Origin of the sequence: Haloarcula hispanica ATCC 33960 (genome assembly GCF_000223905.1) — an archaeon.
Lineage (GTDB): Archaea > Halobacteriota > Halobacteria > Halobacteriales > Haloarculaceae > Haloarcula > Haloarcula hispanica.
Genome location: NC_015948.1, coordinates 293,783 through 309,711, shown reverse-complemented (window position 1 = coordinate 309,711; position 15,929 = coordinate 293,783). Strand labels below are relative to the sequence as shown.

The following is a 15,929-nucleotide window of genomic DNA, read 5'->3' as shown; positions in this document are numbered from 1 at the left end:
GGAGTCATGTGAGACACACATAGGAGACGTGTATATAGTCGTTGTGTGATTCCAGAACCTACCGCTCGCGGTGTCGCTCCCACGTACGGACGAGCCCGGCAAGCGTCTCGTTGACCGGGACCCGCTCGGTCGCAGTCTCGGCGACATAGCCGTTGATGGCATCTATTTCGGTTTGCTGACCGGCCGAGATATCCTGATACATCGACGAATGGTTGGCGGCGGTGTCGTCGACCACACGCTCGACGAGCGACACCGCACGCTCGTCGGGGAGGTCGATGCCCTGCTCCCGGGCGACAGCGGCCGTTTCCCGTACAGCGTCCGCCGCGATGTTGTCGGCCGGCGAGTCGGCCAGCGCGCCGTTCGCCACGCGGGCGAGCGCGGTCACAGCGTTGATACCGGCGTTGACCGCGAGTTTCTCCCAGAGGCGGGTCGGCATATCCGCTGCGACGGTTGTCTCGATACCGGCCGCACGGAACGCCGCCCCGACGTCGTCGGCGGTTGCGGACCGGCCGCCGTTGCGGTCCCCGAGTACGATGTCGCCGCGGCCGGTGAACGCCACGGTGCCCGGTTCCCTGAGCCGCGCGCCGTAGGAACACGTCCCAGCCAGCACCGGACAGTCGAGTTCGGCGGCTAACCGCTCCTCGTTGCCCATCCCATTCTGGAGCGAGAGGCAAGCGTCGAGCGTGCAGTCCGCGAGGTCCGCTGCAACGGCGGCGGTGTCGTAGGCCTTGACCGTCACCAGCGCGAGGTCGGCACGCTGTGGAATCGTCGTCTGTGCGCCCGGACGGACCCGGAACTCCTCGGTTCCCACCACCGACAGACCGTTCTCGCTAACGCTGCCGGCGTGTGGCTCGCGGCCCACGAGCGTCACGTCGTGTTCGCGGGCGAGCAAGCCACCGACGAGGCTGCCGAGGCTTCCGGCCCCGACGACGACGATATCCATACCGACGAGCAGGGACGGCCCGAACAAAAACCTACCACCGGCGTGCCGGAATCAGCACGCACTTGACCGGGAGCAACGAACGAGCGGCCATGGGCGACTCCGACGACGCCGAGGCGGTAGTTCGGGCCATCGACGAGATCGGTATCGACCGGCTGACCGAGACAATCGTCACGGCGTGGGAGGGCATCGGCGGCGGCGTCGAACCGGGACCGACCTGGCCGGAAGACGAAACCAGGCGTCGGTTCGAACTGTCCGACCCGGACGAAGCGGTCGGGCTGGACGTGCTCGCGGCGGTGCTGGACGCGTCACCGCGGTCCTCGGAAAAGGCGTTTGTCCACCTCGGTGTCGGCCGGCGAGACACCCCCCAACACGAACGGTTCGCTGTCGAGACGCTCGCGGGCCACACCGACGTGTCGGCTACCGACACCCACACGACCGGAACGGTGCCGATGACGGCAGAAACGTTCGACGCGCTGGCGCGCGTCTACGGGGGGACGCTGGTGTACGTAGTCATCGGTGATGCGGACGGGCACGCGGTTCTCGAACTCGACTGGACGACACTTCGGTTCTCGCTCCCGCCGTCGGCCGTCGAGACCGTGCGGGAGTCAGTCGGACCGGCCGTCGCCGAGCGATTCGAGCGGGCGTAAGCCCGGCCTGTCACGCGGGCGTCGCCTCAGTCCTCCTGCCAGTAGTAGATGTCTTCCTTGGGCGCGTTACAGGACGGGCATTCGTCGGGGATGTCCTCTATCTGGCCCATCTCGCCGCATTCCCAGCAGCGCCACATCAGTTCGGCCTCGCCCGCGGCCCCGGCGCTGAGATGCTCGCTCGACAGCGACTCGATGCCGTCCTCGACCGTGACGTAGAAGCCGTGTTCGTCGAACCCGCGGATGGTCCCGAGTGCGTCCCCGTCCTCGTCGTACACCGTCTGGCCGAACGAATACTCCTCGCTTTCGATGTTCGTGGTCATGTCAGCCATACATAGAGCTAGTCGTTCCGAAATGTGTTAAATGCTACCGTAAGACAGAATATGCATGATTGACGAGCCGAATCGGGGCCAGCGAACCCGCCTGTCGGCGAACGGCACTCGCGTCGCTACTGCGAGAACAGGCTGTTGTGGACGGGTGCGAAATTGCTCTCCTGACTATCCTCGACAACGGAGTCGGTGACGGCGTTACCGTCGACGCCCGCGTCGAGGAAGTCCGCGAGCGGCGGCCCAACGTTGTCTGGTTCGACGAGGAACGCGTCGTGGCCGTGGTCGGAGTCGATGACGTGGTGGGCGACGTTCGCGTCGGCCGCCCGGAGCGAGTCGGCCAGCGCCTCCGCCTGCTGGGTGGTGAAGTGCCAGTCGGCGGTAAAGGACATCACCAGCGCGTCGCCGTCGAACGCCGCCAGCGCGTCCGCGTCGGACTCGAACCCGGCGGCGAGGTCGTAGTTGTCCATCGCCCGCGTCAGGTAGAGGTAGCTATTGGCGTCGAAGCGCTCGGTGAACTTCTCGGCGTTGTAATCGAGGTACGACTCCACGTCGCGGTACGGGAAGAACGCGCCCGCGGCGTCGGTGGGGAACGTGCGGACGGCGTCCCGGCCGGCGGCGCGGCGGCCGAAGCGGCGCTCCATCGACGCCTTCGAGAGGTACATCACATGGCCCAGTTGGCGGGCCAGCGCCAGCCCGTCGCTGGGCGGGTCCTGGTCCTCGCCGTAGTAGTGGCCCTGGTTCCAGTTCGGGTCGGTCGTGATGGCCCGTCGGGCGATGGCGTCGAGCGAGAGGCACTGTGTGTCCAGTCGCGCGGCCGCGGCGATGGGAACGATGCGGTCGACGTGGTCCGGGTGGCGCTTGGCCCACTCGATGACGTTCATGCCGCCGACGCTGCCGCCGACGACCGCGTGGAGGTGGGGAATCCCGAGTTCGTCGAGCAGCGCGCGCTGGGCCTCAGTCCAGTCCGTGACAGTGACCGGCGGGAAGTCGGTGCCGTAGGGCTCGCCCGTCTCCGGGTTCTCGCTTTTTGGCCCCGTCGACCCGTAGCACGAGCCGGGCACGTTCGCACAGACGACGTAGTACTCCGTGGTATCGATGGCCTTGCCCGGGCCGACGATGTCGTCCCACCAGGCGCGGGCCTGGTCGGCGCTGTCGACCCGGTCGCGGCCGGCGACGTGGGCGCTGCCGGTCAGGGCGTGACAGACCAGCACCGCGTTGTCGCCGTCGAACTCCCCGTAGGCCTCGTAGGTGATTTCGAGATCCGGAATCGTCTCGCCGCAGTCGAACTCGAACTCGCCCAGCGAGACTGTGTTGTGTTCGACGTTCATGTGATTCGCTCGATTGTGTCGTCGATGTCCGCGATGATGTCTTCGGGCTCTTCGATGCCGACGCTGAACCGGAGGAGGTCCGGCGTCACGCCGCTGGCGCGTTGCTCTTCCTCACTGAGCTGGGCGTGGGTGGTCGAGGCCGGGTGAATGACCAGCGTCTTCGCGTCGCCGATGTTGGCGAGGAACTGCGCGAGTTCAGTCTCCTCGCAGAACCGTCGGCCGGCATCGTAGCCGCCCTCCAGTCCGAAGGTGACGATACCGCCGAACCCGCCGGAGAGGTACTGCTGTGCCAGGTCGTGGGTCTCGTGACTCTCCAGTCCGGGATAGGTGACCCAGGCGACATCGGGGTGGTCGTCGAGGTGCTGTGCGACGGTCATCGCGTTCTCGCAGTGGCGCTCCATCCGCAGGGAGAGCGTCTCGACCCCCTGAAGCGTTGCCCAGGCGTCGAACGGTTTCTGGCCGTCGCCCAGCGAACGGAGGGCGCGCTGGCGGGCGGCGACGGAGAAGGCGCGGTCGCCGAATGCCTCGGTGAAGTTCTTGCCGAAGGCCTCGTTCTCGCCGCCCAGTTCCGGGAACTTCTCGGGGTACTCGTCCCAGGGGAACGAGCCGCCGTCGACGAGGACGCCGCCGACGGTCGTTCCGGAGCCGTGGATCCACTTCGTCGTCGACTCCCAGAGGAGGTCCACGCCGTGGTCAAGCGGGTTACAGAGCGCCGGCGTCCCGAACGTGTTGTCGACGAAGACGGGGACGCCGTGGTCGTGAGCCACCTCGGCGATGTCTTCCATCGGCGGGACCACGAGCGAGGGGTTCCCGATGGTCTCGAAGTGGACGTAGGCCGTGTCCTCGTCGATGGCCGCGGCGTAGGCGTCCGGGTCGAGCGTGTCGACGAACCGCGTCTCGATGCCCCGCCGGCTGGCGGCCTTCGAGAAGTACGAATGCGTGCCGCCATAGATAGAGGAGGCCGTCACGATGTTGTCGCCGTTGGCCGCGAGGACGAACGTCCCGGCGTCGAGCGCGGCCATCCCCGACCCCGTCGCGACAGCGTCGACGGCGTTTTCGAGGGAGGCGATGCGGTTTTCGAGCATCCGGACAGTAGGGTTGTCGAACCGCGAGTAAACGTTGCCGTCGTCCTCCAGGGCGTACCGGTCGGCCGCGGTGTCGGCGTCCTCGAAGACGTACGACGAGGTCTGATAGATGGGCGGCGCGCGAGCCCCCGTCGCCGGGTCCGGCTCCTCCTGGCCGGCGTGGACACAGCGCGTCCCGAATCCGTAGTCGTTGGTCATGTGCAGTATGCATATATCCCTAGCTATCTATAACTCAGAGTTACGGCAATACTCTCTTATTGTGATAGGATGACATGGTATCGGTACGCCGACCGGTGGACCCGAGGGAGAGGGTATTTGTCGGTGGCTGTCTACACGCCGGTATGGACCACGACACTGCCGGACGAACCAGCCGACAGATTCTCGACGCCGTCGGCAGTGCCGTTATCGCTGACGACCACTTCCTCGAAACCGTCATGACCGGGGTTCTCGCCCGGGGCCACGTCCTGCTGGAAGACGTGCCGGGCACGGGGAAGACGCTCACCGCCCAGTCGTTCGCGACGGCGCTCGATCTCTCCTTCAAGCGGGTGCAGTTCACGCCGGACCTGCTGCCGTCCGACATCACCGGCTCGAACGTGTTCAACGAGGCCACCGGCGAGTTCGACTTCCAGCCTGGCCCCGTCTTCGCCAACGTCGTGCTGGCCGATGAAATCAACCGCGCACCGCCCAAGACGCAGGCCGCACTGCTCGAAGCAATGGGCGAGAAGCAGGTGACCGTCGACGGCGTGACCCACGACCTGCCCGAGCCGTTCTTCGTCATCGCCACGCAGAACCCCGTCGAACAGGAGGGGACCTTCGGCCTGCCCGAGGCCCAGCGGGACCGCTTCATCGTCAAGACGTCGATGGGCTATCCCGACTTCGGCGGCGAGCGGGAACTCATCGACCGGCGGGCCGACCGGACGGCACAGGCCCCGAGCGTCACCAGCGTCATCGACGGCGAGCGCCTGCCGGCGCTCCAGCGGACTGTCGAATCAGTCACCGTCGACGGCACGCTCCGGGACTACGTCGTCGAACTCGGCCGGGCCACCCGCGAGGACGACCGCGTGGACGTCGGCGTCTCCCCGCGTGGTATTCAGCGACTGTTCGAGGCGACTCGCGCCGCCGCGGTCCTCGACGGCCGCGACTACGCCGTCCCGGACGACGTGAAAAGCGTCGTCGGGGAGGCGTTCGCCCACCGACTCGTCCTGACCGCCGACGCGGGCGTCCGCGGCGTCGACCCGGCAACGGTCGTCGATGATGTGCTGGACCGCGTCGAGGTGCCTGCAGTCAACCCTGGCCGCTGAGACGGGGGGCCGTCAGTCGGTTCCGGATTACCGCCCCAGCAACGGCTCCGCCTCGACCCACAGTCGCTCGAAGCGGGCCTCGAACGCCGCCGCGACCTCCGAATCGGTGATCCCGACCACGCCGAGCCTGTCGGCGGGCGAGAGCGGGTCCGGAACGTCGACCGTCACCGCCGCGGCGTCGATCACGTCGAAGGAGACCCCGACCGTCGGCACCGCCCGGACCGCCGCGTTGCGGTCGGCGAGCAGGTCGGGGAGCGACTCGGGAAGCACGTCGAGTACCGCCTCGCTACAGAGCAGGTCGACCCGCACGTCCTCGCCCACACCGTCGAGGAACGCGTCGACCTCGGTCTGGAGCGTCTCCCACGACGCGCGCTCGTACGGCGGACCGACGGTCGCCCGGACGTGCTCTCGGGCGGTCCTGACGTGCCGGCTCATCGCCGCCCGCATCTCCTCGCTTCCGAGCGATCCGAGCCAGAAACTGCTGTCGACGGGCGGCGCGGGCAGGAGGTCCGCCCTGACGGACGCGGCGACGGACCGGTACCGATCGAACTCCGATGCCAGTTCGCGGGTCCGCTCCGAGAGCAGCCTGTCGACGACCGTCTCCGGGTCGACGGGGGTGTACCGCGTCGGGTCAGTCGACTGGGTCCGGACTATCCCGCGGGCTTCGAGGCCGTTGAGCACGTCGTAGATCCGCCCCCGGGGGACGCCGCTCGCGTCGGAGAGGTCGCTCGCGGACACCGCACCGGTCACCAGCAGCGTCCGATACGCCGTCTCCTCGTAGTTCGAGAGCCCGAGTTCGGCCAGTTCGGTCATCGTCGGGTGGTCGAGCGGCCGGTACAAAGGTCCACAGGACCGGACTCGACGCGGGTGCGGCCGGCGCGAGGAGCGCCCCCGACGTGGGTTCCCTGCCACCGGAAGCGCCGCCAGGGCCGCCGAGCGGCCGAAACACACCGAAAGTGGCGGGGCGTTTCAGTACGTTCATCCCACCGCCGGCCGGCGTTCTCACTATGAATCCGTACGTGTTACTCGGGGCCGCAATCGCCTCGGAACTGCTCGGAACGACCGCGCTCAAGCTCTCGGAGGGGTTCTCGAAGCCCGTTCCCAGCCTCGGCGTCGTCCTTGGCTACGGTGTGGCGTTCTACCTCGTCTCGCTGACCCTGGAGGAGCTCCCCATCGGCGTCGTCTACGGGACGTGGGCCGCCCTGGGTATCGTCGGTGTCGCGGCCATCGGAACCGTCGTGTTCGACGAACCGGTCGACCCCGTCGGCGTCGTCGGAATCACGCTCATCGTCGCCGGCGTGTACTGCCTCAACGTCCTGTCCTCGATGGCCGCCCACTGACTCATAGGCGGCGGAACCCATCGCTTTCGCCGAGGAAGTCGATGCCCGGCACCCGCTCAGCGTGAGAACGACACCGACCGGCGACGCTACTCACACTCAGCTCCGCTCGAACTCCCGTTCCCGCTCGTCCCGAGTCGCGTCCTCGACGTCCTCCAGCGTCTCCGTCTCCAGCAGCCGCTCCAGTTTCCGCTCGAACTGCTCGTCGGTCAGCTTCCCCTCGGCGTACCGGCAGCGCAGACGCTCCAGCGGTGTTTCGTCGCCAGTATCGCTCGACGGTGCTGGGTCCGCTTCCTCGATATCTTCCACCTCCTCGTCCGCATCGCCGTACAGCAGTTCGGTCAGCGGAACGACCACGACGTAGCCGACGAGCAGCGCCACGAGCCACCACTCCTGCCCGGTGAGGAGAGCAACGAGCCAGAACCCGGTGACCGCCAGAGAGGCGAGTTCCGTCACGTTGTCTCTGGCTCGCTCCAGCGGGGACCGGTCGGTCATACTGCTTGCTTGTCACCACACCACAATGGATTGTTCGGTGCGCCCTACCGTATCGCACCCACGAGTGCCAGCACGGCGACGAGACAGACCACGAGACCAGCCACGGCGACCGACGGCTCGACAGCGACGGAACCCCGGGCGACGCCGGCCAGACCCAGCGTCGCCGCCGCGCCGACGCCGCCGACCGCGACGGTTCCGCCGGTGTGGACGAGTTCGGTGCGGCGCGTCGCGGCCCCGGTGCCGACCTCGTGTCCCAGCGTCGTCCCGAAGGAACCGGCATCCCAGACGACGACCGCACCGACCAGCCCCGCAAGCACCAGCCACGTCGAGGTGTCAAGCGTCGCGGCGAACGCGCTCGCACCGAACAGGCCGGCCGCGGCGAGCGTGACACCGGCCGTCCGCTCACGCAGATAATTCGTCGCCAGCGCCAGCCACAGCTGTCCAATTGCGCCGACGACGGTAAACAGCGCCACGACGGCCAGTGACAGCGTGACGGTCTCGGGGCCGTACACGTCCAGTATCGGAACGAAGAACTGTTCGACGGCCGCCGCGGCCGGCGTCGCCCGGAGCGCCGTTTCGATGGCATCGACTGCCGGCCCCGCGACCACCACCGCGGCGAGCGTGATGACGCCCCCGCCGACGTACGGTGCGAGAACGGTCCCGACGCGGTCGGCCGAACTCTGGACCGTCCGCCGGAGGAACCAGACAGCCACCGAGACGACCGTCCCACTGAGGAACAGCCACCAGAGGAGGCCGCGGAGGCCCGGCGCGGCCGTGACTGTGACGAGCAGGTCGTACAGTCCGACAGGGAGTAGTTCGGCCATGGATTCCTGGCCGAGGCCCAGTTCGAACAGGCCGGCAACCGGAGCGACCAGCAAGGCGAGTCGGCCCGTCCACCGGAGCGTTCGCTCGGCGGCGGCGACGGCCCTGTCGATATCGGGTGCGTCGCTCGTTTCCGGGACGAGTTCGGCCAGCGGCAAGGCGTCGAGCCCGTGAGCCAGCGCCGCCGCGGCGAGGGCGAGCAACAGACTGAAAATGGCGATATGCGTTCGCCCCGGAACCGGGTCGAAAATCGGTCCCAGCACCCGAGTGAGGAGTTCGCCGGTCAGTTGCTGGACGCCCGGCGTCCCGGTGTTGGACTGCAGGAAGTCGACGGCACCCCGGATAAACAGTGTGAGGCCGGCGACGAACGGAACGGCGGTCGTCCGCACGACGAGGCCGCCGTAGGCCCCAACCCGCTCAGTGTCGACGACGCCGCGGGTGGCCGCGGTCGCACCGAAGACGGCGGTCAGGCAGCCGAGGACGACGACCACCTGCGACAGCAGCGTAACGACCGCCGGGCGGACGCCAGTCTGCGAGGTGACGGGAAACAGTTCGGCACCGAGCGAGGCGACCGTGCCGCCGGTGGCGACCATGAGCCCGACGGCGACCGGCAGCGCGAGGGCGCTGGCCAGAACCGTCCCGACCGCCTGCCAGTGATCCCAGCCGCTCAGCCACAGCGACAGCGCCAGCAAGACGCCGGTGGCCACACCGACGAGCGCGGCCCGGTCGGCGGAGACGGTTCCCAGCAGTCCCGCGACCAGCAGCGCCGTCACGCCGACGACGGTCACGAGGCTGGTCCAGGGCATCCGGGTCGAGAGCGGGATCGTATCATCCATAGTTACACGCTGAACAGGTCCGCGAGCGAGGCACGGAGCGCCACGTCGATGGGGCTGTCGAGGTCCCAGTCGATGACGGTCGCGCCGGACAGTTCGGCCCGCTGGAGCCGGGCGATGCGTTCGGTGCCGGCGACGGCCGCGCCGAGCGAGTCCCCGCGGGCCAGCGACGGACTCACGAGCGTCGTCGGATAGTCACGGACCGCGAGTGACGACACCAGCGAGACGGGCCAATCGTCGGCGGCCGGCGAAAACACGACTACCTGCGCGGTCGGCGGGAGCCGAGCGAGCACGGCGAGCAGGCCCGGGTCCTCGATGGTCCCGCCGTCGGCCGTCGTCACCTGCGCGTCGCCCCTGTGAGGCTGCTGTGGGGACTCGTCCTCGGACGCGCCAGCGTCACCGGCCGCGTCGGTGTCCGACTGTCGGGCCGCGGCGCGACCCACGCTATCGAATATGTCGGTGTCCGACTGTCGGGCCGCGGCGCGACCCACGCTATCGAATATCTGTCTCGCGTGGGCGGCCGCGTGGCCACCCGAGGCGTCGACCCACGCCAGTCCGTCGGGGCCGAGCCCGCCGGGGACGTCCTCGGGGGCCAGTCCGACGGCACAGACGCTCGCGACGACGCTGGTCCGGGAGAGGGCATCGAACAGGCGCTCGGCGGCGTAGGCCGACAGTTCGGCTCCGGTCGGGAAGCCAGGCTCCGGTGTCACGCGGGCCGGCGGCCGCGCGTCGACGACCAGCACCGTTCTGACGGCCTGTTCCTCCCGGTAGTCGATGGTCGTCAGCTCGTCGGTCTTTGCGTAGCGCCGCCAGTCGATTCGGTTGACCGGGTCCCCGGACTGGTAGCTTCGGGTCGAGTGGAACTCAAGGCCGCTCCCGCCAGTATCGGTGGGAAGCGTTCCCGCCCGTGGGAGCGTGGCGTCGGCCATCGGCACCTCTGAGACGGTGTTCGAGCACGTCAGCGACCCGTCGCCGGCCACGGGCAAGTCGACGGTCACTTCATCGCTGGCCGACAGCGTCCGTACCCGCACCGCGGCGGCGTCGAACGTGTAGGTCCCGCGCTTGGCCATCACCGCGTATGACAGCGTCACGCTCTCGTCGGGCCGCAGTGAGGTACAGAGCCGCGGCGACCCCTCGACGACAGCCAGTTCCTCGGGCACGCCGTCGATGACCCGCACGTCGGTCAGCGAACTGCTGCCCGTATTGGTCACAGTGAGTTCGACCTCGACCGGTTCGCCGGGCGTCGGCTGGGCGTCGGAGACGGACCGTGCCGCCTGCAAGTCGGTTCCCGCCGGCATCCGCGACAACGCGCCGTAGGCGACGTAGATGAGGGGGATTGCGGTCGCCGCGAGCAACAGCGGCTCGGCTGTCAAAAGCGAGACGCTGACGAGAAACAGCGCGGCCGCGAGGCCGCCGCTCCAGCGCCGCACGCGGCGATGCATCGTCAGCGCCCACCCCCCGACACCCGCTCGATAGCGTCGACCGTCCGGCGGATGCGGCGGCGGCGCTCGCTCTCCGGGTCGAGCCACAGCCGGAGTCGGGCCAGCAGCGACTGCGGCTCTGTCGGGGAAAGGAGTGCCGCCGCGACGGCGTCGTCGGTCCACGTCCCTGCGCGTACTGCCTGGTGGGCGGACGCCTGCGAGACACTGCTGCCGACAGCGTAGGCCGTCGTCGCCGCCGCGGCGAGTCGCTCGGTGACCGTGTCCATCGCCTCGTCGTCGCCCGCAACCGCGTCGTCGATGGCCGCGTCGATGTCGGCGGCGAACAGCCGACTCTCCGTCGCTGTCACGTCCTCCGGTGGGGTGTCGATAGCCACGTCGAAGGCGGTCGCCGAGCCACCGCCGAGAAGTCCACCGAGCCAGCCGGCAAAGACCGCACAGAGTCCGACAGTCAGACTCCCAGCGAGGAGGATGGTTGTCGGGGCAACACTGCCGAACACGGCGACCAGCGACTCGCCGGCGGCCGTCGGCGCGAAAACAAGAGAGGCCGCGACGGCGGTCGCCAGCAGCCCCACAGTCCCGAAGACGACCGTTCGCAGGCGCATCAGGGCCGCCCCTCCGTCGCGTCGTCAGCGTCGTCGGTCGCACTGGACTGCTGTCCGGCGGCCGCCTCGATAGTCCGAATCGCGTCCTCGACGGCCGCGACGTGCTCCTGTGGGTCCCGCTGACCGTACTCGACCGCCCGGAACGCGTCCCGGACCGTCCGAACCGCGGCCGGCGGGAGGCCGTCCCGTTCGATGGCATGGGTCGCGATTTCGCCGGGTGTCCGCGTCCAGTACCGCCGGAGGGAAACGTGGGTCAGGAAGCGCGTCCACGCCTCGCGGATGGTGACGCGGGCGGCGGGCGTTCCGTTGTCCCCGTTTGATTCAGTCGTAGAGACAGCCGCCACCGCATCGCTGGCTGCGTCTTCGGCCGCTGCAAAGCGTTCAGAAATCCACGCTCGCAACGCGTCGAGCAGCGCCGCTGGCGACCGGTGGCCGGCGAGCAGGTCACGGAGCGCCGTGACAGTGAGTTCGAGTCGTGTTCGGAAACGGCCCAGTAAGTCATCGGCCATCACCGCGATGCCGACGAGCGCCCCGACGGCGAGTTCGCGTGCGGCCCGAACCCAGCCCCATACCGTCCCCGGCGTGACGTTTCTCCGACGAGCACCGATGACCGTCCCAGCGACGAGAACACCGAGAGCGAGCACGACGCCCGCGGCGTTGACGAGCAGGCCACCGACCGTCGTCGTGGCCGTCTGGCCGTACTTCGAAACGGAAATTTCGGCGCTGGCCGCAAACGGCATCCCGACCGTTGCCTGACCGGCCGCGCCGGTCCGTGCTGTCGGCTCCCCGCCGACGGCGACTGTCGCGTTCGTGACCGGGTCTCCGCCCATCGTCGCGTTCACCGTCTGGCCAGCGACGGGCAAGGCCAGCGGGAGCGACGGCGACGTTGCCACGGAGAGCTGTTCGAGCACGACGGTCGTGTTCCCGCTGACAGCGTCGCGCTCGACGGCAATCGAGGCGTTGCCCGGCTCGGTCGGGAGCGTGACCGTTGCCCGCCCCTGTCGGTCCGTCGTCGCCACCTGCTCGCCGTCGAGCAGCACGTCGCCGTCCCGCACCGGCACGCCGTCGACGGTCGCGGTGACGGTCACCTCGCCGCCGGTGACCTGTTGGCCGGTGATGCTCACCGACGCGTTCGTGTTCAGTTCGTAGCTCGCGTTCGTCGACTGCTGGGTCTGCGGGCCGGTCACAGCGAAAGCACGAGTGCTGTCACGCGGGACCGACGGAGCGATGAGTGGGTCCGCATCGCTGGCTACATCGACAGTAATCGTCAGTTCGGCTTCGTAGGGGACCGTCCCGGAAACGGTGCCGGCCGGCCCCGTCGTTCCGACCGGCTCACCGTTGAACGAGACCGTCGCGCCTTCGACCGGTGCGCCGTCGCGGGTTACCGTCGCGGCCACCGCCGCGCCCGGCGTCGCCGTCCGATTGAGTTCGACGATGAACTCACCGGACTGCGAGACCGTCTGTCCGTCGCCCGAGTCGCCAGTTCCGTCGCTGTCACCGGTCCCGTCTGCACCGGTCTCAGTGCCCTCAGTTTCGTCACCGCCAGACTCCTGTCCACCTCCGTCGGTCGGGGTCTCGGTCTGTGGCTCGCCCGCCGGCGTCCCGACGGCGAACTCCTCGTCGGGGCTTCCGGACTCCACGGCGCTGTAGTCCTGACTGCTGTTTTGCATCGCCTGCTGTTCGGACGCAAGGCGCTCCTGTCCCGGCGTTGGGTCAAACTTCACCCAGCCGACGTCCTCGAAGTACACCTCGACCCACGCGTGGGCGTTCATCCCGCGAACAGTGTACTGGTTCTGGCCGGTCCGCTCGCCAGTCGAGTAGCCGACGACGTAGCGCGCCGGGATGTCCTGACTGCGCAACATTACGACCATCGACGTGGCGAAGTACTCGCAGTACCCCTTGTCCATCTGGAAGATGAACTCCGAGGCCACGTCGTCCTCGGGCGGCTGGCTGACGTTCAGCGAGTAGTTCTTGTTCGCCTCTAGCCACTGCTCGATGGTCGCCGCGGTCTGATAGGGCGAGTCGCTGTCTTCGGTCAGCCGGTCGGTGAACGGGCCCACCTGCGCCGAGGTTGACGCCGGCACGCCCGTGTAGCGTGATTCGATGTCCGCAGGGTAGTCGCGGCCACTCGTCCGCAGCACTTCCGGGTCGTCGGGCGGCGTGACGCTGGTCGCGCTGTAGGTCGTCCCGGCAGGCAGCGGTCGCTCGGAGGTGACCGCGCCGTACTCGGTAACCATTACGTCGTCGCGCGAGACGGATTTCGGCCGCCAGACGGTCGGCAGCGACGTGGCGGGCTTGGCCAGTCGCACCTCGTAGTCGACTGTCGTGTCGGACATCCCGTCGACCGCCATCGGCCCCTCGTAGGCCTGCGGTTCCGCACGCCCGTCCCACCCCGTGCCGGTGTAGGTTTCGTACGCGCCGGTCCGCCAGTACGCCGGTTCCGAACTCGTGACGGTGAAATGTGGCTCCGTGTCCTGTGACTGGTACGGGCTGTCGCCGCTGTCGCCACTATCGAGCGAGCCGCCAACATCAGTCTGGCTTCCCGGGTTCAGCGCACCGAGTTGCCCGCCGCTGCCGCCAGTCGAGGTCCCCCCAGCCTCCCCGAACGGGTTCTCCTGTGGGAGGGGAATAAGGGACTCCATCGGGCTCTGTGTCCCACCAGGGGCCAGAATCGGGAGCGTCGCCGTCGCCAGCACCACGGCGACGACACAGACGGCAGTGAGCAGGACCCGAAGGTAGTCCCGGTCAGCCGACACGTCGTCGAACGGCGAGTCGTCGGAGCCCACGTCGGATTGTCGTACTGTCCCGTCGCTGTCGGCATAAATCTGCTGTCAGCGGTGGGGATAGTGAGCCCGGGTGTCGCGTTCTGTCGTCTCGAGTACCACGTCGCCAACAAATTGACACCCCAGAGATTCACTAGTCGGCGTCAGTCGGCCCGGACAGTTCAGGTATTGACGGGTACGTATGGTTCAGACCGCTATTATAAGCGGTTATTGCGAACGGCTGGGCAGCCGTACTTGAATGACTGCTGACACAAATGAAGCTAGTACTGGGTCGCGACAGTCGGACTGGGGCGCGTCACGACGGTCCGTTCTGTCGAGTATCGGTGCCGTAGCGGGCATCGGACTGTTCAGCGGAACCGGGCAGGCACAGACGGGCGCTGGACTATCGGGGACAGGGGCAGTGTACGTCGTCACGACCGGAGCCGGCCAGTCGAACGGGAACGGCAACGGTACGGAGTATCTGGTTCTCGATGGCGACCGCGGCAGCGTCGCGTTCTCGACCGGCGGTACTGCCGATGAGGCGTTCCAGTATGCCTTCGACAACGTGCCGGACAGCGGCGGGGCCGTTATCGCGAGCGCCGATACTTTCCGATTTGGCGAGCCGGCGACGATGGGCGACAACACCACACTGACCGGACAGCAGGGAACCCGGTTCGTTGCGTCACAGACGGGAACGGGCGAGGACCCCGCACCGTCCGAGTCCCAGTCGAACCCGCTGCCGGCCGGCCACGACCTCGTTCGCGTGCGCGGTGACAACGTCGCAGTCACCGACATCGAGTTCGACGCCAACGGGACACAGCTGAACAACCAAGCCATTCAGGCCGATCAGTGCGACGGCGTCTACATCGCTCGCAACCGCACAGTGAACGGTTTCCAGATGGCGCTGTCGTTCACGCGGTGTACCGGCGTGACGGTCGAGCACAACGAGGCCGTCAATCCGAACTGGTACGGTATCACCAGCCGGGCCGCACCGACCGGCAGCGACCGCGACCTCCGGCAGTCCAGCGATGTGGTCATCGCCGGGAACCGCGTCGTCGGCGTGAAGTTCAATAACATCGCGCCGTACAACGTCGCGAACTTCGCCGTCATCGGTAACGTCACCGTCGACGGCGGCCACAGCCTCATCGCCTGCTCGCCGGCCCAGCGCGGAACCATTGTCGGGAACGTCTGTCAGGACCTGACGGAGTTCGCACCCGACCCTGGCGGCGAGGCGGGCATCGAAATCGAGTACAAGGAGACCCACCTCCGGGACGAGGTAGCCGGGACCCCCAAAGCCCGGTCGTCCGACATCACTATTTCGGGTAATCAGGTCGACAACTGTCCGGTTGGCATCCTTGTGCGAACGGTCCCAGCGGATGCGGACAACACCGACGCACGGAGTGCAGAGCGACCGTACAGTTTCACCATCACGGGCAACACGGTCAGCAACGCCTCAGCGGCCGGCATCCGACTCCGGTCGGGCAACGCGGGCGTGGTCGCGACGAATACGGTCCGGAACGCCGGGACTGCGGTCGACATCGACGAGGAGTTCACCGCGGACATTGAGCAAGGGCTGAACGTGACCCGGTGACGGCGGTCTGGAGCGTTGTAAGATATAAACCGCCGGCCCGCAAACGACACAGCAATGACCGACGACGAGGAGACGGTCCAGTGCTGGCTGGTCGAACGCTCCAGTTTCGGCGACGAGCGGATGGTGACGCTCATCTACGCGCCCCCAGAGGGCGACCGCCACCTGACCAAGCAGCTCTCGCCGAACCTGCTCAGACGGAAACGGATTACGGCAGCGACGGATGTCGAGGTCGACAAGCTCGAACCCGTAACCGACGAGGAGACGCGGGAGCGCTACGCCACGGAGGCCCAGCGGATGGCCGAGCGCCACGACCCCGACGCTGAGGTATAACCGACCCTGAGACGGTGTGTAGCCGCGTTCTGACTTTCTTGCGTGATAACTGGAACACGAAAGACTATACAGGCGGCCGTCACAA

The 15,929-nt window shown here is 67.9% G+C and carries 15 protein-coding genes; 5 read left to right on the top strand and 10 right to left on the bottom strand.

All coding sequences use genetic code 11. The annotated features are described in order from the left end of the window. Positions 1-58: 58 nt before the first annotated feature. Positions 59-943: a ketopantoate reductase family protein gene (locus HAH_RS01550; protein WP_044951620.1), complete on the bottom strand. Its 885-nt coding sequence runs from the start codon at positions 941-943 to the stop codon at positions 59-61. An 89-nt stretch (positions 944-1,032) separates the two neighbouring features. Here HAH_RS01550 and HAH_RS01545 point away from each other — a divergent pair, with 89 nt between their 5' ends. Continuing rightward, positions 1,033-1,590: a hypothetical protein gene (locus HAH_RS01545; RefSeq protein WP_014039320.1), complete on the top strand. Its 558-nt coding sequence runs from the start codon at positions 1,033-1,035 to the stop codon at positions 1,588-1,590. 26 nt (positions 1,591-1,616) lie between these two features. Here the strand turns inward: HAH_RS01545 and HAH_RS01540 are convergent, their stop codons facing one another. From HAH_RS01540 to HAH_RS01530, 3 genes are all read right to left on the bottom strand, one after another. Continuing rightward, complete coding sequence (locus HAH_RS01540; RefSeq protein ID WP_008311270.1) at positions 1,617-1,919, bottom strand: DUF7130 family rubredoxin-like protein; 303 nt, start codon at positions 1,917-1,919, stop codon at positions 1,617-1,619. Between the two features lie 116 nt (positions 1,920-2,035). Next, a complete protein-coding gene (metX, locus tag HAH_RS01535; protein ID WP_014039319.1) occupies positions 2,036-3,244 on the bottom strand; it encodes a homoserine O-acetyltransferase MetX in 1,209 nt (402 codons plus the stop codon). Then, entirely contained in the window at positions 3,241-4,527 is a 1,287-nt protein-coding gene (locus HAH_RS01530; protein WP_014039318.1) for an O-acetylhomoserine aminocarboxypropyltransferase/cysteine synthase family protein, read from the bottom strand. The genes metX and HAH_RS01530 overlap by 4 nt, the downstream gene beginning before the upstream one ends. 143 nt (positions 4,528-4,670) lie before the next feature. Between HAH_RS01530 and HAH_RS01525 the strand changes: the two genes are divergently transcribed. Next, entirely contained in the window at positions 4,671-5,630 is a 960-nt protein-coding gene (locus HAH_RS01525) for an AAA family ATPase (protein WP_014039317.1), read from the top strand. Between the two features lie 27 nt (positions 5,631-5,657). Here the strand turns inward: HAH_RS01525 and HAH_RS01520 are convergent, their stop codons facing one another. Next, positions 5,658-6,443 (bottom strand): TrmB family transcriptional regulator, encoded by a 786-nt coding sequence (locus tag HAH_RS01520; RefSeq protein ID WP_044951617.1) that lies wholly within the window; start codon positions 6,441-6,443, stop codon positions 5,658-5,660. Between the two features lie 194 nt (positions 6,444-6,637). Here HAH_RS01520 and HAH_RS01515 point away from each other — a divergent pair, with 194 nt between their 5' ends. Further along, a complete protein-coding gene (locus HAH_RS01515; RefSeq protein ID WP_014039315.1) occupies positions 6,638-6,970 on the top strand; it encodes a DMT family transporter in 333 nt (110 codons plus the stop codon). Positions 6,971-7,066: 96 nt separating this feature from the next. On the opposite strand, the gene HAH_RS01510 is transcribed toward HAH_RS01515, so the two are convergent. The 5 genes from HAH_RS01510 to HAH_RS01490 are packed head-to-tail and all read right to left on the bottom strand — an operon-like array spanning position 7,067 to position 13,947. Next, positions 7,067-7,462: an SHOCT domain-containing protein gene (locus HAH_RS01510; protein WP_014039314.1), complete on the bottom strand. Its 396-nt coding sequence runs from the start codon at positions 7,460-7,462 to the stop codon at positions 7,067-7,069. A 44-nt stretch (positions 7,463-7,506) separates the two neighbouring features. Continuing rightward, positions 7,507-9,120 carry a DUF7519 family protein gene (locus HAH_RS01505; RefSeq protein WP_014039313.1) on the bottom strand — a complete coding sequence of 538 codons (1,614 nt, stop codon included), beginning with the start codon at positions 9,118-9,120 and terminating at the stop codon, positions 7,507-7,509. Positions 9,121-9,122: 2 nt separating this feature from the next. Next, positions 9,123-10,559: a DUF58 domain-containing protein gene (locus HAH_RS01500; RefSeq protein ID WP_023843092.1), complete on the bottom strand. Its 1,437-nt coding sequence runs from the start codon at positions 10,557-10,559 to the stop codon at positions 9,123-9,125. A 2-nt stretch (positions 10,560-10,561) separates the two neighbouring features. Continuing rightward, positions 10,562-11,161 (bottom strand): DUF7269 family protein, encoded by a 600-nt coding sequence (locus HAH_RS01495; RefSeq protein WP_014039311.1) that lies wholly within the window; start codon positions 11,159-11,161, stop codon positions 10,562-10,564. Next, positions 11,161-13,947 carry a transglutaminaseTgpA domain-containing protein gene (locus HAH_RS01490; protein ID WP_014039310.1) on the bottom strand — a complete coding sequence of 929 codons (2,787 nt, stop codon included), beginning with the start codon at positions 13,945-13,947 and terminating at the stop codon, positions 11,161-11,163. The genes HAH_RS01495 and HAH_RS01490 overlap by 1 nt, the downstream gene beginning before the upstream one ends. A gap of 235 nt (positions 13,948-14,182) precedes the next feature. On the opposite strand from HAH_RS01490, the gene HAH_RS01485 reads away from it, so the two are divergent. Both HAH_RS01485 and HAH_RS01480 read left to right on the top strand, forming a co-directional pair. Next, on the top strand, positions 14,183-15,514 hold the full coding sequence (locus HAH_RS01485; RefSeq protein WP_014039309.1) for a NosD domain-containing protein: 1,332 nt from the start codon (positions 14,183-14,185) through the stop codon (positions 15,512-15,514). A gap of 54 nt (positions 15,515-15,568) precedes the next feature. Next, a complete protein-coding gene (locus tag HAH_RS01480) occupies positions 15,569-15,844 on the top strand; it encodes a hypothetical protein (RefSeq protein WP_008311289.1) in 276 nt (91 codons plus the stop codon). Positions 15,845-15,929 lie beyond the last annotated feature (85 nt).

Coding starts and splice junctions, on each gene's coding strand:
- HAH_RS01495 (WP_014039311.1), bottom strand. CDS start 11,161: ATGCGCCTGCGAACGGTCGTCTTCGGGACTGTGGGGCTGCTGGCGACC.
- HAH_RS01510 (WP_014039314.1), bottom strand. CDS start 7,462: ATGACCGACCGGTCCCCGCTGGAGCGAGCCAGAGACAACGTGACGGAA.
- metX (WP_014039319.1), bottom strand. CDS start 3,244: ATGAACGTCGAACACAACACAGTCTCGCTGGGCGAGTTCGAGTTCGAC.
- HAH_RS01485 (WP_014039309.1), top strand. CDS start 14,183: ATGACTGCTGACACAAATGAAGCTAGTACTGGGTCGCGACAGTCGGAC.
- HAH_RS01515 (WP_014039315.1), top strand. CDS start 6,638: ATGAATCCGTACGTGTTACTCGGGGCCGCAATCGCCTCGGAACTGCTC.
- HAH_RS01520 (WP_044951617.1), bottom strand. CDS start 6,443: ATGACCGAACTGGCCGAACTCGGGCTCTCGAACTACGAGGAGACGGCG.
- HAH_RS01540 (WP_008311270.1), bottom strand. CDS start 1,919: ATGGCTGACATGACCACGAACATCGAAAGCGAGGAGTATTCGTTCGGC.
- HAH_RS01525 (WP_014039317.1), top strand. CDS start 4,671: ATGGACCACGACACTGCCGGACGAACCAGCCGACAGATTCTCGACGCC.
- HAH_RS01550 (WP_044951620.1), bottom strand. CDS start 943: ATGGATATCGTCGTCGTCGGGGCCGGAAGCCTCGGCAGCCTCGTCGGT.
- HAH_RS01545 (WP_014039320.1), top strand. CDS start 1,033: ATGGGCGACTCCGACGACGCCGAGGCGGTAGTTCGGGCCATCGACGAG.
- HAH_RS01500 (WP_023843092.1), bottom strand. CDS start 10,559: ATGCATCGCCGCGTGCGGCGCTGGAGCGGCGGCCTCGCGGCCGCGCTG.
- HAH_RS01480 (WP_008311289.1), top strand. CDS start 15,569: ATGACCGACGACGAGGAGACGGTCCAGTGCTGGCTGGTCGAACGCTCC.
- HAH_RS01530 (WP_014039318.1), bottom strand. CDS start 4,527: ATGACCAACGACTACGGATTCGGGACGCGCTGTGTCCACGCCGGCCAG.
- HAH_RS01505 (WP_014039313.1), bottom strand. CDS start 9,120: ATGGATGATACGATCCCGCTCTCGACCCGGATGCCCTGGACCAGCCTC.